A 14,970-nucleotide genomic window follows, 5' to 3' on the forward strand; every position below is an offset into this window, starting at 1 on the left:
GGCACGATAATAGGGGTATTGGTCCTATAAATAAAGAGGCAAGCCTTGTTCACTGACACCAATCCGTATTTTAGTGTGCCTCACCACTTTACCGCCTACCTAAGCCAATGGCCGAGTTCCCAGCCATTACCCTCAGAAATGGCACTGAGATCAATGCAATCATTAGGCATTCAACTGCTCAGCGAAGTCAAAACACTCGAAGCTAACTGCTTGCTACAGCTGCGCCATTTAGATAACGAGGCAAAAGTTGTCGTGGATTTTTTAAAGCTGCAATCCCGCAAAGTAGATCTAGTGCTGCAACATGTATTAGAAAAAGAAACCCAAGAGGGCGAAAAATGCTTTGGTAACCAATTTGGTGGTAGTGGCCTGAGATTACTCACCCCAACAGCCTTAGACATTGGCTCCCACTATAAAATTACTCTGTTTATTCACGACGAATTAGTTGCCATTCTCTGTTTTGGCAAAGTCATCGCCACTCAAGCACAAAAAATAGCACAAGCCGAAGGCGATATGAGTCGTAATGACAGAACAGAACAACATACTCAACCTGAACATCTACAATGGCAAACCGACTTTGAATTCAGTCAAATTCTTGAATCTGACGTGGAGCAATTAGTCAAAGCTAGCCTCAATGTGCAACAGAAACAACTCAAGTTACGCAAACTCGCCAGAGACGAGCGTCAATAGCCGCTGACTTTTCTCTGGCACCTACGCCATCAAGTCTCTACAATGTCTGCAACTCTTTGTGAATGAATCAGTTTATCGCACGCCAATGACTCACATATCAGCCCTAACGCCGCCAGCCGTCAAAAATGGCACTCAAACTCAGACTCTGTCCACCGTGGGCGGCGTCTGCCAAGCCGTTACACTCGCCAATTTAGCGCGTCAACATAAGGGAACGACCTTAGTCGTCACCAGTGACACGCCAAGTGCCTTAAGCTTAGAGTTAGAGCTGAGTTATTTGCTCAGTAAAACAGGCATTAAGGTCAGATTATTCCCTGACCGCGAAACCTTGCCCTACGACAGTTTTTCGCCCCATCAGGATTTAATCTCCCAGCGACTCGAAACGCTATCGCAGTTGTCTCAGATTGAGCAAAATATCGTTATCGTGCCCGTCACCACCTTGATGATACGCCTGCCACCTAAGGCCTATTTAAGCGCCAACGTGTTTGTGCTCAAAAAGGGTGATAGCTACAAGTTACACGATGTACGCCAACATTTAACCGACACTGGCTACCATTCGGTGGAGCAAGTGTATGAACATGGCGAGTTTGCCATTCGCGGATCGATTCTGGATATCTTCCCAACGGGGATGAATATGCCACTGCGCATCGAGCTATTCGATGAAGAAGTGGAAACCATTCGCCATTTTGATCCAGAAACCCAACGCTCATTGCAACCTGTCGACTCGATTCGCCTATTGCCCGCGAAGGAATTCCCAACCGACAGTTCGGCCATAGAAGGGTTTAGGCAAAGATACCGCCGCCGTTTTGAGGTCATAGTCAAAGAGCCTGAATCGGTTTATCAGCTAGTGAGCCGTAACTTGATGCCGGCGGGGATCGAAAACTACCTGCCGCTATTTTTTGATGACACAGCCACCCTATTCGATTACTTACCCAAAGACACTCAACTCGTCACCTTAGGCGATATCGAAAAGTCGGCGCGCGCCCATCTGCAAGAAGTCGAGCATCGCTATCAAGACAGACGCGTTGATCCACTGCGGCCATTACTGGCGCCTAAAGAGCTGTATTTACTCATAGAAGAGTTATTTGCCGCCTTTAAACCGCTGCCACGTTATCAAATGCAAGTGCCAACAGATGGCACTGAAACAACGAAAGCGGTTGTTATTGCCGCCAGCACCCTGCCCGACATCAGCGCCAATCATAAATTAAAGCAACCGCTGCTAGCGCTGCAAGATTATGCCAGCAGCGCCAAACGCATGTTGTTTAGCGCTGAGTCCGAGGGTCGCCGCGAAGCACTGCTTGAATTACTCGCTAAAATTCAGTTAAAACCTGCACTGTTTAACCATTTTGATGAATTTATTCAAAGTGATACCAAGTTAGGCCTTATCGTATCACCGCTGTCACGCGGTTGTTTGCTGCAAATCAGCGCCAAAGAAAGTATCAGTATCATTTGTGAGACTGAACTCTTCGGCCATCGTATTTCCCAGCAACGTCGCCGTGAAAAACAGCGTCAGATCAGTAATGATGCCCTGATTAAAAACTTGGCCGAACTCAAAGTTGGCCAGCCCATAGTACATTTAGAACACGGCGTTGCACTTTATAGGGGCTTAGTCACCCTAGATACGGGTGGACTGGTCGCAGAATACTTGCAATTAGAATACGCTGGCGGTGACAAACTGTATGTGCCAGTGTCTTCATTGCATCTCATCAGCCGTTACAGTGTTGGCGCCGATGAAGACGCCCACTTAAATAAACTCGGCAACGAGACGTGGGCTAAAGCCAAGAAAAAGGCGATTGAAAAAATCCGCGACGTCGCGGCCGAGCTGCTCGATGTCTATGCCCGTCGACAAGCGCGTCCTGGCGAAAGCTGCGCAATTGATGAAGAAGAATACGCTCAATTCGCCCGCGGCTTCCCCTTCGAAGAAACCGTCGATCAAGAAAGCGCCATCATCGCCGTGTTAGCCGATATGCAATCGCCCACCGCAATGGACAGATTAGTCTGTGGCGATGTGGGCTTTGGTAAAACCGAAGTCGCCATGCGCGCCGCCTTTGTGGCCGTCAACGCTGGCAAACAAGTGGTCGTGCTAGTTCCGACCACACTGCTTGCCCAGCAACACTATGAAAACTTTAAAGACAGATTTGCCGACTGGCCCGTGGTCACTGAAGTGATGTCACGCTTTCGTACCGCCAAAGAGCAGACTCAAGTGCTGCAGCAATTGGAAGAAGGCAAAGTCGATATTGTTATCGGTACCCACAAGTTACTGCAATCTGAGGCCAAGTTTGAAAACTTAGGCCTGTTGATTATCGACGAAGAACACAGATTCGGTGTGCGTCAAAAAGAGAAAATCAAGGCGCTGCGCGCCAACGTGGATATCTTAACCCTGACCGCGACGCCCATTCCGCGCACCTTAAACATGGCCATGTCGGGTATGCGCGATTTATCGATTATCGCCACCCCGCCCGCCAAACGTTTAGCAGTGAAAACCTTTGTGCGGGAATCGGATCCCGCGACTGTGCGCGAGGCTATTTTGCGGGAAATTCTCCGTGGCGGCCAAGTGTATTACCTGCACAATAATGTTGAAAGTATTGAGAAATGTGCCCAAGGCATTATCGATTTATTGCCTGAAGCGCGAGTCGTCGTTGCCCACGGTCAAATGCGTGAGCGCGATCTAGAACGGGTAATGTCAGACTTTTACCATCAAAGATTCAACGTGTTAGTCTGTACCACTATTATCGAAACCGGTATCGACGTCCCAAGTGCCAACACCATTATTATTGAGCGCGCCGACACCTTTGGTCTGGCGCAGTTACACCAATTGCGTGGCCGCGTCGGGCGATCGCATCATCAGGCCTACGCTTATTTGATGACGCCGCATCCCAAACGTATGACCCCAGATGCACGCAAACGTTTAGAAGCCATTGATGCTCTTGAAGATCTCGGGGCGGGCTTTATGCTGGCGACCCAAGATTTAGAGATCCGCGGCGCAGGTGAACTCTTGGGCGATGAACAGAGTGGCCATATTTCGAAAATTGGTTTTAGCTTATACATGGAAATGCTCGAAGCGGCAGTAAAAGCCTTAAAACAAGGCAAAGAACCGTCACTGGCGCAAATGCTCAATCAGCAATGCGAAATTGAACTGCGTATCCCCGCCCTACTGCCTGAAGCCTATGTGAGCGACGTAAATATTCGTCTGTCGCTCTATAAACGCATCGCAGGGTGCGAAACACAGGCGGCGCTGGATGAGTTAAAAGTCGAATTGATCGACCGTTTTGGCTTATTACCTGAACCGACGCGTAACTTAATGGAAATGACCCTCTATAAACATGAGGCGACTCGCTTAGGTGCGACTAAAATAGAAGTGCACAGTAAAGGTGGCAGCATCGAATTTAGTGATGATCATGTCATAGATCCTGTGTTTATTATTGGATTACTCCAAAGCCAGCCACAAATCTATCGAATGGAAGGACCGAATAAGTTAAAGTTCAGCCTTGCAGCCGAAACCAGTAAAGACAGGCTCGCTTTAGTGAAACTCTTGCTAGAACAATTATCGCAACATCGTCTTGGAGATAAATAGTGTTACGTAAACTCGCGGTCTCTATCGCTACACTCATTGCACTATCACACAGTCAGGTCGTCCAAGCAGAAGCTTGGTTCGAGGTTGAAGTCTATGTGTTTGAACGCCAAAGCCAGTCAAGTGAACAATGGCCTGATGCGCCGAACAAGACGAAAACCGATAACGCAATAGACTTAATCTCCCCCGCTCTCGCGCAAGCAATCACGCCGATACCCAGCGCATCTGCGCCTTGCACACTGGTATTTGATGCTGATGCAAATAGCCACTGCGCTGAAACCTTAAACGGTACCTCGACGTCAGAACCTATGCCTGCTGCGCCTGCGAGTGTGGAATATCGTTACCCGCCGGTGATCCCATCAGAAATCAGCAGCGCACAGATCAGTTATCCTACAGCCAATGGCAGCCCAGTGTTGTTAACCCGCAGCCAAAGTCAGTTCGCGAGCATTATCAATAGTATTTCCCGCGAACGTGGTACGCGCAGTTTACTGCACATGGCTTGGCAACAACCTATGCGTGGTAAGAGTGGCTCAGTACCCATACGCTTATTTGCGGGTAAAGATTTCTCAGGTACTTATCACTTCGATGGCAGAAAAATCATTAAGCAAGCTCAAGCAGAGCCTATGACTAATGCCGATGGCACGCCAATGCTTGCACCTGCTGTATCACCGGTATGGGAATTAGATGGCACGCTGAATATCTATTTAAGCCATTATTTGTATATTGAAACCGCATTGCACTTGCGCAAAGAAGGCCGAAAATTAATGCCAGCCGTACCCAGTGATGCGGCCGATACCAGCGCAACACTCACGGCGCCCAAAGTCATGACACCATTTTTAATGTCTGTGCCTTTGGAACAAAACCGCCGTGTGAAGAGTGAAGAAATCCATTATTTAGATCATCCCGAAATGGGCATGGTGATCCAAATCCGCAAGATGGCGCAACCCAGTGCAATGCAAAATAATCAGAATGCCGAATCAATACAGACTGTTGGCCAATACTGAACAAACGCACAACCCGCACAATTCTTAAGTTAAAACGGTGCAGTTAAGTTAACACGGTATGTTTAAATTAAGACTGAACGATGGAGAAATCGAGGTAGATATCATCAGCCTCGATTTCTCCTACCGTTACGGTTAATCCCTCAGTGCAAGGCACACCTACTTCGCACCAAGCAATTAAAGCATTAACAGCAATGTCACTGCCTTGGGCGAGTACTTCAACACTGCCATCGCGGCAATTGGTTACATATCCTGTCACGCCCAAGGCTCTGGCCTTAGTCAAGGTCGCATGACGGCAACCCACACCTTGCACTTTTCCCGTCAAATTAATTAATACTCGCTTCATCTCACGCTCCTTTTTCACGGAACCTTGTTATAGAAATAAGCATAGCCGCAATTATCCAAAGGCTAAGTGTTAACCTATGGATTTGTAGAGCAAAAAACAAACAATATTTAAATTTAGGCAAAAAAAACAGCTAACAAGACTGCTGCTAGCTGTGTCGGGCGACATACGCAAAGGGATATCCAATAAATGGACAAATAAAACAGCAACTCTGTATCATTTTGTTACAAAATAGCAAGGGTCGCTACTTTACACAATAAATAATTATTTTCAAGAGTTTGAAAAGTAAAACTATCCATCACGAATGAATATAATGCTTTTAGCTGAAAATCAGCTCGTACACCCATCTGCATTGTTCATGTTTAAAAACATCCCCTGTGATAGCCAAAGAAGTATAAAGGCGTGTTGACGTTTAACGCTGAGATTGTGTTTGTTCTGGCAAGTTAGTAAACACGAAACGAGGGGTTGAGAAGTGAGCCCTTTAATGACAAGCGGCGCGTATGCCTGACGATAAAGCAAGGCAAGCAAACTAGATGCAAAAAAGCAAAAAACCGACCTAATTAGCCGGTTTTTGCTTAATTGTGTGGGTAGGTGATGAAGTGCTACTCGCTGATCATCTGACCATTTTGATAGCGATACTCGGATGAGGGTTCGCCATTAAAGTAATACACCGACCTGCCGTGCAGTTGATTATCAAGATACTCATCACTTTGCAGCAGGCTGCCATCTTCATTAAAACTATAGCCTTTACCTTGCAATTGACCTTTATCATCATACTGGGCCTGCCCTAATAAATGGCCATTGACGGAAAAGGCCTGCCAGTGACCCACTTCGTGTCCAGCTTTATAGTTGCCATGCCAGAGCTTAACCATGCTGTAGCTGCTTTCATCTTGCAGCAGCCATTGGCCTTCGCGCTGACCGTTAACATACTGACCTTGGGCTTGCAGTTGTTTATCAAAGCCACGCAGTAAATACGCGCCATGTAACTTAGCGTTTTTATAAAACTCTCGGCGCATTATCGTGCCATCGGCTGCGATTTCTGTTTGTTCACTACTCAGCTCACCTTGTTGGTTAAACTGCTCATTGCGCGTCGTATCCACGTTTTTTGTGACCCACTTGCCAGACTTTAACCCTAAGTGATATTGGCCGATGACAAAGCCGCCGTCCTCGGCCTTATCTTCTCGATATGCACCGTGCATTTGACCTTTGCGGTAGTTTATCCGCCTGATATAACCATTCCAGCCTGCACCGATATACAAGCCATCGTATCGCCCCTTGAGTTGTTCATCACGTTCAATCAGCTCACCTGCTGCATCAAAACGTTGACGTAAGCTCCAGTCTTTTGCAGTATCTTGCTGATATTGATAAGTTAACTTACCCGCAGAATCGAAGCGCTGTTCAGTGCTAGTCTGACCTTTAGCGAGGTATTGCGTTTCGGTTTGGGTCGCAACGTTACCGGCATTATCATAGGTAATATGTTGAATTTCACGACCATCCTTATCATACTTTTGCAGCTCTGCTAACCGCCCTTGTTCATCAAAACGCTGCTGGTTTCCCACCTGTTTATCATGTTCATAGTGTTTAATCGCTTGCAGCACATCGGCAGCTCGGTAAATCAACACTTCGCCGTGTATTTTCCCCTTAAGATAAAACTCTTTAGTGTATAACCAGCCTTCTTTTGTCCAATACAGTCGCTCGCCTTCTCTTTTTCCCGCCACCATATTAACGGTTTGCTCCGGCTGACCATTGTTATGAAAGCTTTCATATAGCCCTTCCATACCGTTAGCGCCGTAGGTTACGCGTGTTTGCAACTGGCCATTGTTAAAATAACTTTGCGATAATCCTAATTCAGCCCCATTCACACGATGCTGAAGCTCCCTTAATTGACCATTAGTATGGTAACTTTTCTGATCTCCATGCAACTGGCCATGCTGGTAGTGGTACTCTCCCGAGAGCACTCCGTCTTCCCAATAATGCAGATGTGTGCCCTGATAACGCCCTTGTGCATCGCTACTGCCCTTGCGAGACAGTTGACCATCGGGATAGAAAAACTCGAAATCACCAACGATAAAACTCTCGGCTAAATTGGGACTGTTGACGCTACCCTTAAAAACGGGTTTATCCGTCTCCAGATAAAAGAGTTGTAGCGGCCACACGCCATCTTTCTCTGTTGGTGCTTGCTCCTGATAATAAATGGCTTCACCAGGCACATCGCTAAGCTGCCATAGTTCGTCGAGTAAAATTCGCTCAGCCGACAGATTAAACGACATAAGTAGCGCAGATAATAGTAATAAGACTCTCATATTCTGCTCCTTAAGGTAACGCAGGGAATGTATTAACCCACTGTTTATTGACCGGTTCTCCGCTTATCGTCAGCTGCTCTATCTGTGCTGCGCGCCCCGCCAGTACAAACCAGCGTTCCTCACGTAATACTTGCTGCAACGGACGCTGATAAAAATCACTGCTGTCACCTTGAATAGCAGGAGCTAGCTGTAAATTTTGCGCATTTAAAAAACGATAGCGCCGCATAAAGTCGGCCACGGTTTGATGGGTATCAACATTCGGCAACTGAGTGATATCAATCAACCAGCTTTGCTCGGGTTGATACGCTAGCGCTTGCCATTTTGGCGTACCGGTACAGGCCAAAGTGCTGCTGACATTGATGTCGTAAAAATTGCGGCGGATCCCATCGGCGCTAGTCAGTTGGTACAGCACAAACTTATCCAGCCCTCCACCAAAACCCGTGTTGTTAGTGTTAGTGCTTGTGTTTGTCCATTGCAGTGTGTGCCCGTTGACCTTAGGTGCATCGACAACACTGAGCGTGCACACAGCTGCCTGCTCGGAAGTTAACAGCAAACTGACGCCGTATTTGGCCACGACTTGCGGCTCAAGTAAGGCGGGGTCTTCAGGTGCAGTAACTTGCGGCTGATTAACATAGGACGCATACATATCATCACTATAAAGCAGTTGTTGCTGCACCGGCGGATAGGCGACATTTTGCGCGTAATCTTGAGTCGGAATAAAACGAATGTTCTTAGTCAGTTCACCACTGTCAACCACAGTATTCACATAGAGTGTCAGCGTGGGCGGCGCTGCGGGAAAGGTAAACTGTGTGATCGATTCATATTGTGCCGCTGAGGCCAACGCCACCATATTTTGCTCTGCCGGGGTTAACCAATCCGGCCCAGTGGGCGGCGGTGAAAGATATTTCACCATAGCGCCTTCGGCACCGTCAAAGCGCCGGTATAACCAAGATTTGTCAGTGCTGCCTCGCGATTTCAGCAAATAACTGAATGGTTTATCTTGGATTGGCGAGAGTTCCAGCTGTATATCTTCATACTGCAAGGCCACAGTTTTGCTGGGATCGGGGGTCAGGTTAAGTTTGACTAATTTCGCGCCGCGATAATGGGCAGTCGCGCGAAACTCAGCAACCTGAGCTAAGAGGTCATTCGGCGCATTCCAACCGATAAGCAAATTCTGCTGCTCAGACTGATGGAAACCATCCTGTTCTGGATAACTGTAACTGCCTACCTTGCTCAATTGCAGCGGCAGTACTGTGCCATCCGCACTGTGTGCTGTGATATCGGTTAAGTTAAACCCGCCTTCGGGTTTAAAACCTGAAAAGTCATAATGATAAGTCAGCTTTAATAAATCATCTTGCTGGTAAAAGTAGCCCGCATCATAGGCAAATACAGCATCTTGGGTTAAGGTCTTATTGACGTTATCCAACACAACGTCAGGTTGTTTTTGATACTCAAATACTGGGAAATCATAAAAACCTAAATACTGCGTCAGATCGCCCAACTGGCGCTCCTGCGGCAACATAATAACGTTGCTGCGCACTGTGCCCTTATAGCCGTAGCGCTCAAACGGCGCTTCTGCCACTAAGGCTAACTGCGCTAACCAACCCCGCTCACGTTCTAACATCAGCTGACCGTATATTTTGGCTTGCTCGCCGTCACTTTCAACTTTAACTAACACATGCGTATCAGTGACTTGCAATACAGTAAGCTTGGCATTGGCGTGGCCTTGATAGGTAGGAAGCGCGACAACCGCCCCCGCTTTGGCGGGTATGGTGCTAAGAAAGGCCGATGAGCTAAAGAGCTTTTTCAGTTCCTGCTCAAGCTCTGCGCCGCGTTCAGCCAGCAGGGCCTGCCATACAGGTTTGTTCAATGCACTGAATTCTTTAACGCTGCCATCGTCTAGATTTAAAGAAAATTCAAATCCCTGCGAGAAAATAGCGTGCATTTCGGGATTACGATCGGCCCGCTGGCCACTACTGACGCCACTCCCTTGACCATCGCGCATGTTCATATAATCGACGTGCACTTGAAACCGACTGTTTTTGCCTGTTTCGAGGACCTTATAACGCAGCAATTGATGTGACGTGGCGTTAACCGTTTCGGTACGCTGACCATTGTCTACAGTGATGTTAGTGGTGCTATATAGCTGATACGAGCGCTCTTCCCCTTTTTCAGGTGTAAACTCAACATCAGCATCCCCAAAAGAACAGGCCGATAATAAACAGCATGCAACTACGCTAACCAAGTACTTCATGGTTATTCCTTGTATCTCAAACAAATAGTAAGCGCCGCATTATGCCCTTTCATACCCAGTAAATAAAATGCTTTGGCTATTTTGCCTGTCCAGCGCAACACCTGAGTGCGCGACAAAGACATCCTTTTTAGATAGTCACAGGTACAGCAATACCAATCTTAGGCAAGTTTTTAATGACGAATTCCGGCATCAATAACTGATGCAAAAAGCTAGCTGTGCTGCATTAATTGTCATTGTTTCCCAGTGACTCGCCGATTTTTTATTTAATAAGAAGTATCCCTATAGGCTCGACGGCGACACCCATCATGTCAACTATCACTGTAGCTGTAATGCCAATCCTAACTATCACTTTCGCAGTTCGTTTAGCTAAAAAGCTATTGCACCATTGCGTTTTAGCATTGCGATCATAGCCCTGAGCTATCATCTGAAAGTTGACCTAATTTTAGTAAAGGAGCAAAGTAGGAATTATCCAAGGAAAGCCATTGGGTAAATATTTTGTTGTGAAATAAGGTTATACATTAGGGACGTGTAATAATGGAAATTTGGGTGAATACATTGGTTGCAGTAGTTGGTGCAGTGGTTGGTGCCTTTTTAGCCGGTTTGGTTGGTTTTTATTCTGCGCGTTACATTCGAACTGATGAGATTAAATCTCATAAAAATGTCCTTTATATCGAAATGGCGGATATTGCTAAAAATTCAAAAATAGTTATGGATACGTTGTATGACGCTTATTGCTTGATCTATTGCGCCACCAAATATGAATGTTCAGACTATACAAAATGTATTCAGTTGCCTAGCCCAGTACATGGTTTTTATCTACGTGATATGAGTATTGTATGCTTTTCCCAACTAACGTTTGAGCAAAGAAATGGGCTGAAAGCATTATCATTTAATCTTGAAGAGCAAGAGCATATGATTAATGCTATGCGTTTGTGTCGACCATTCTCATCTATTAACCTCGGGGATATTCAATCGGCAATAAAGACTCTTGGGGTTATATACCATAACGCAACTCTTTTGGCTGAGCATAAAGAACGATACAAAATGGATGACTACTCTCCAGAGCAAATGACTCAGCGAACAGAACAGTCAAATAATATTGACTATTCAGATTCTCTTACTATTGCAAAAGGGAAAGATGTTTACGAGCGAGAAATTAAGCTGCTAGGCGGACTTTAGAATGCTCAAGCCAGAAAACTTGACAGAAACACCAGAGAAATCTTTGTCAGTGCCAGAGGAATTGACCAACTTCTAGTATTTTTAAAAGTGTCGACTATTTTTGAAAAAGATGCATAAAAGGAGTTGTATGAAGCGTTCTGTAGAAATAACTGATAATAGCTTTTTCTCTCTATTTTCAGATGCAGTATTACTCTATGACTTGGCTTTTAATGAACGTAACAATTACGTAAGCAGAGCTTTATCAACGTCCTCAATTCTATCTGTAAATTATGCTTTAGAAGCGGCGGCAAACTCTTTTCTTAAAACTTTAGATACAAGTTCAAAGATCAGCGCCCAGATCGATAGGTTTCCTACCTTAGATAAATTTGATTTTATTCTTCAATGGCATAAAGACTCTTCGTTACCTCGCGGAAATAAAGAAGTTCAAATAATCAAAAAGCTAATAGACCAAAGAAATAATTTAGTACATCCAAAAATTAAGGTCATAGAGCAAAGCATCGTTACATCTGAGGGGGACGCAAAAATAGCTTATTATCATAAAGCTGAACATTCAGATGTTATAGAAAAGTGTAACGTTACAAAAATGGCAGTAAATCCATTAGATTATACCGCTGAGGACGCATTAATTGCTTTAAAATCTCTAGTTAATTTTTTGAATGAATTAGTTGAAAATTGGTGGGGTATTGACACTGAAACATCAGCAATATTACTTATGAAATCATGGAATGGTTCAATACAAGCAAGCCCAGTAATGTACGATAGAAACGAACTGGAAGTAGTGTTAAAGCACAATGACGTTTTAAAAATTAGATTTGTTGGTTTGCCTGGAATAATCGAGCAGTACGCATAAAAAGCAACTTGTGTTAGAACGGCTAAACTTAGCTTGGTTCCGCTTCGCCACACTATTTTAGTAAGCTTTATCAGCACCATAGTTAGGCGTTAATCCACAGGAATTTTTATCCTAAATTCACCTGTTACAACTGATGGCCTAACACGCTTTTGTCCAAAAAATAGCTAGTGAATCAGACTTTCCTAGTCTGGTTCATAGGGTAACATCCAGTCATAGATATCAACTAATTACTCTTCAAACGGTATAAAAAACGCTACCGCAAAAAAGCAAATTCCTATAGCATCATTTATACCAATTGACACGGATGTGGCAGCGGCCAAGTCCGACAAGCGATTTATGCCCTGCAAACAGCGCAGCGCATAAATACTAAGACGTTAGCTTTTTGTAGGGATAACAATGTCAACAACAGCATCATTAAAGTGTAAGTATTGTGAAAAATATAATGAAGTCGATGCGTGTTTTTTTGATGACTTTATGACCAGCAATGAAATTAATCTTTCATTTCATTGCGGAATATGTGGTAAAGATAACATTTATAGCAATCTCACACAGTCAGAACTGGAAGAAATAATTAATCCTTCAAGTGAATTAGTAAGACAGGCGGAATTCTTAGGTATCTCTGCTGCAAAACTTAGTGCATATGTTTATCCTCCGGATGTAATGAAGGAGGCAGATTTAGATAGAAGAAAAATTCGTGGTTTGTCTATAAAAGAGTACCTAAAATCATGTCGTCAGAGCTACCCAAAAAAGGAAGGGCAGAATTGGTGGCTCGTTTATCAATTAAAGACATTAGATGCTGTTGTGCTCTTTCGTAGAGATTTTAAGTCATATAGGCTTCTAGATGGGAAAGGTATATATCTTGAATTTGGAAACATTATAGAATTAGGAGATTACGTACGTGAAAGAATCTAAAAGCACTGCGGGGGCTCGCTGTCTAGGAGCTGTTCACCGTGGTTCTAGACTGTTGCTATGATATTACCAAGTCATCTGCATTGTAGTGATCAATAATCTGTGGGTATTGACCTGCACACCAAGAACCTTGCCCAATATGTGTCCCGCATCAATATGCGCCTACAAAGTTGAGGGATGGATATACAAAAAAATTATGCCGAGGATGTTTAATAACCTCCTCGGCATTTATTATTTAAGAGATAGTGGTTTAAAATCAAGAAGGGAACTATCAAACTCCACAGACAACAATTTATCTTTGAAAGCTTCTGATATTATTATATTAAATGCACCACCCCACTCATACAAACGAAAGGCGTCTAAGTTTTCAGGTATTTTGTCCTTATAGACAACTGGTTCAATAAAAAATCGCCCACGCTTTGATTCCCAAACTTCTGGAATGTAGTCCAGAGGCCAGCGTTCAATTTTAGAACATTCCCAATCAACGCAGTCAATGTAATTAAATACATGCATCAACACATACTTTAAATTGTTATGCCTATTTATAAATGGTATTAACTGGACACCACTAACATTAATATTGTTCGCAAAAAAGACATCCTCATTAAACGCCAACAACCTGGTTCCAACCGAGACCACCGGAGGTGATTCACCTTCTTTTAAGGCATTGAAATATAAAATACCTTTGAATCCAGATTGAATCGCAGATAGTTTCACATCACTTAATTCATTTCCTTCGCTATCTATAAAAAATGAACTAGGATTCATATAACTCATCCATTTTTTACTTTCCGAATTTATACCTAATTTATAGTAATTCATTATTTGTTAACCTTCGTCAATATGTCAGTGCCAGCAGTAGTATCATTAAACTAGGATCCTATCTCTAAGCGCGGCGCCGCCTTCATTAAAGAAGGGAGATATTTATTAGACTCCTTTGTACAGCCGAATGTGTTTCCCATCGCTGTTATCAATGTCGCTTTATCCATAACTGGCAACACGATCCCTGAATCACTCGAGTTTATAAAAAATAAGGTGATAACACTAGATTCTGAAGAGCACAATTTTTCAGTGTTATTAGAAATGTCCCCGCATTTTTCTGGCATTTCTTATGGATATTTCTGGCCATTTCATGGCCAGTTAGCATCGTCTTACTTACGGGTTCTATCCTATTTGTACTCGATTCAAGAGTTACTCGCCATTCCCTCACCGATGACATTGTAGTGGAATAGAGAAAGAAGAGTTTTTCTTAGTTTATCAGCCAGTGATGTGCCGAGAAAGGTAAAGCTAAGGGAGTCGAGGCATTAGTACGTTGGCAGCACCCGCAAATGGGCTAGTGCGGCCTGATTTGTTGATTCCCATTGCCGAAGAGGACAAATTAATTGTTCCATTAACTAACTATATTTTTGAGCGGGCATTAAAAGATTTTGCCGATATGAAGGTTGACTCGGGCTTTAGGATTGCGTTTAACGTGGCGCCAGCGTATTGAAAACTTATGCCAGTTACGGATTTTAGTGGCTATCGATGACTTTGGTACTGGGCAAACAACCTTATCTTTGTTACAAACCATGCCATTGTATTACTTGAAAATCGATAAGACGTTACTCCAAGAATAGCTAATCCGAATTTGGCTAAAAAGAGCCAATTATCTAACAAGGTTTTGTCCAAAAGTGTGTTGCGTATGTCTTTTAAATCTACAGGTTACGTGAATGCACGAAAGGTGAGCCATGGTGATTTGCGAGACGACCGTCCGCCCCATGGACGGGGCGGTCGAGCATCCAAGGATGGACTGGCTGCGCGTCGGTGAGTAAATACCATGGTGAGCCTATATGCAGGGATATCAGCCAACACTAAAATTCTACTTAATCTATCCCCA

The 14,970-nt window shown here is 44.3% G+C and carries 10 protein-coding genes and 1 pseudogene; 7 read left to right on the forward strand and 4 right to left on the reverse strand.

Going from position 1 to position 14,970, the window contains the following annotated elements:
• The first annotated feature begins 45 nt into the window (after nucleotides 1-45).
• From L5M40_RS01795 to L5M40_RS01805, 3 genes are all read left to right on the forward strand, one after another.
• Nucleotides 46-687, forward strand: coding sequence for a hypothetical protein (locus tag L5M40_RS01795; protein WP_212601065.1), 642 nt, complete (start codon nucleotides 46-48; stop codon nucleotides 685-687).
• An 85-nt stretch (nucleotides 688-772) separates the two neighbouring features.
• Complete coding sequence (gene mfd / locus L5M40_RS01800) at nucleotides 773-4,258, forward strand: transcription-repair coupling factor (RefSeq protein WP_263256226.1); 3,486 nt, start codon at nucleotides 773-775, stop codon at nucleotides 4,256-4,258.
• On the forward strand, nucleotides 4,258-5,259 hold the full coding sequence (locus L5M40_RS01805; protein WP_263256193.1) for a peptidoglycan binding protein CsiV: 1,002 nt from the start codon (nucleotides 4,258-4,260) through the stop codon (nucleotides 5,257-5,259). Before mfd ends, L5M40_RS01805 begins: the two co-directional genes overlap by 1 nt.
• 67 nt (nucleotides 5,260-5,326) lie before the next feature.
• On the opposite strand, the gene L5M40_RS01810 is transcribed toward L5M40_RS01805, so the two are convergent.
• The 3 genes from L5M40_RS01810 to L5M40_RS01820 form a co-directional block, all read right to left on the reverse strand.
• Nucleotides 5,327-5,602 carry an acylphosphatase gene (locus L5M40_RS01810; RefSeq protein WP_263256194.1) on the reverse strand — a complete coding sequence of 92 codons (276 nt, stop codon included), beginning with the start codon at nucleotides 5,600-5,602 and terminating at the stop codon, nucleotides 5,327-5,329.
• A gap of 599 nt (nucleotides 5,603-6,201) precedes the next feature.
• Entirely contained in the window at nucleotides 6,202-7,902 is a 1,701-nt protein-coding gene (locus tag L5M40_RS01815; RefSeq protein ID WP_263256195.1) for a toxin-antitoxin system YwqK family antitoxin, read from the reverse strand.
• A 10-nt stretch (nucleotides 7,903-7,912) separates the two neighbouring features.
• A complete protein-coding gene (locus L5M40_RS01820) occupies nucleotides 7,913-10,156 on the reverse strand; it encodes a hypothetical protein (RefSeq protein ID WP_263256196.1) in 2,244 nt (747 codons plus the stop codon).
• Between the two features lie 534 nt (nucleotides 10,157-10,690).
• On the opposite strand from L5M40_RS01820, the gene L5M40_RS01825 reads away from it, so the two are divergent.
• The 3 genes from L5M40_RS01825 (at nucleotide 10,691) to L5M40_RS01835 (ending at nucleotide 13,097) form a co-directional block, all read left to right on the forward strand.
• Nucleotides 10,691-11,335: a hypothetical protein gene (locus L5M40_RS01825; protein ID WP_263256198.1), complete on the forward strand. Its 645-nt coding sequence runs from the start codon at nucleotides 10,691-10,693 to the stop codon at nucleotides 11,333-11,335.
• A 127-nt stretch (nucleotides 11,336-11,462) separates the two neighbouring features.
• Nucleotides 11,463-12,185 (forward strand): hypothetical protein, encoded by a 723-nt coding sequence (locus L5M40_RS01830; RefSeq protein ID WP_263256199.1) that lies wholly within the window; start codon nucleotides 11,463-11,465, stop codon nucleotides 12,183-12,185.
• Nucleotides 12,186-12,581: 396 nt separating this feature from the next.
• Nucleotides 12,582-13,097 carry a hypothetical protein gene (locus L5M40_RS01835; RefSeq protein ID WP_263199571.1) on the forward strand — a complete coding sequence of 172 codons (516 nt, stop codon included), beginning with the start codon at nucleotides 12,582-12,584 and terminating at the stop codon, nucleotides 13,095-13,097.
• Between the two features lie 228 nt (nucleotides 13,098-13,325).
• On the opposite strand, the gene L5M40_RS01840 is transcribed toward L5M40_RS01835, so the two are convergent.
• Nucleotides 13,326-13,916 carry a hypothetical protein gene (locus L5M40_RS01840; RefSeq protein WP_263256201.1) on the reverse strand — a complete coding sequence of 197 codons (591 nt, stop codon included), beginning with the start codon at nucleotides 13,914-13,916 and terminating at the stop codon, nucleotides 13,326-13,328.
• Between the two features lie 27 nt (nucleotides 13,917-13,943).
• On the opposite strand from L5M40_RS01840, the pseudogene L5M40_RS01845 reads away from it, so the two are divergent.
• Nucleotides 13,944-14,701, forward strand: a pseudogene (locus L5M40_RS01845) (EAL domain-containing protein); the annotation flags it as partial.
• Nucleotides 14,702-14,970: the final 269 nt, after the last annotated feature.

The sequence above is a fragment of the Shewanella sp. SM68 genome (assembly GCF_025653925.1).
Taxonomy (GTDB): domain Bacteria; phylum Pseudomonadota; class Gammaproteobacteria; order Enterobacterales; family Shewanellaceae; genus Shewanella; species Shewanella oncorhynchi.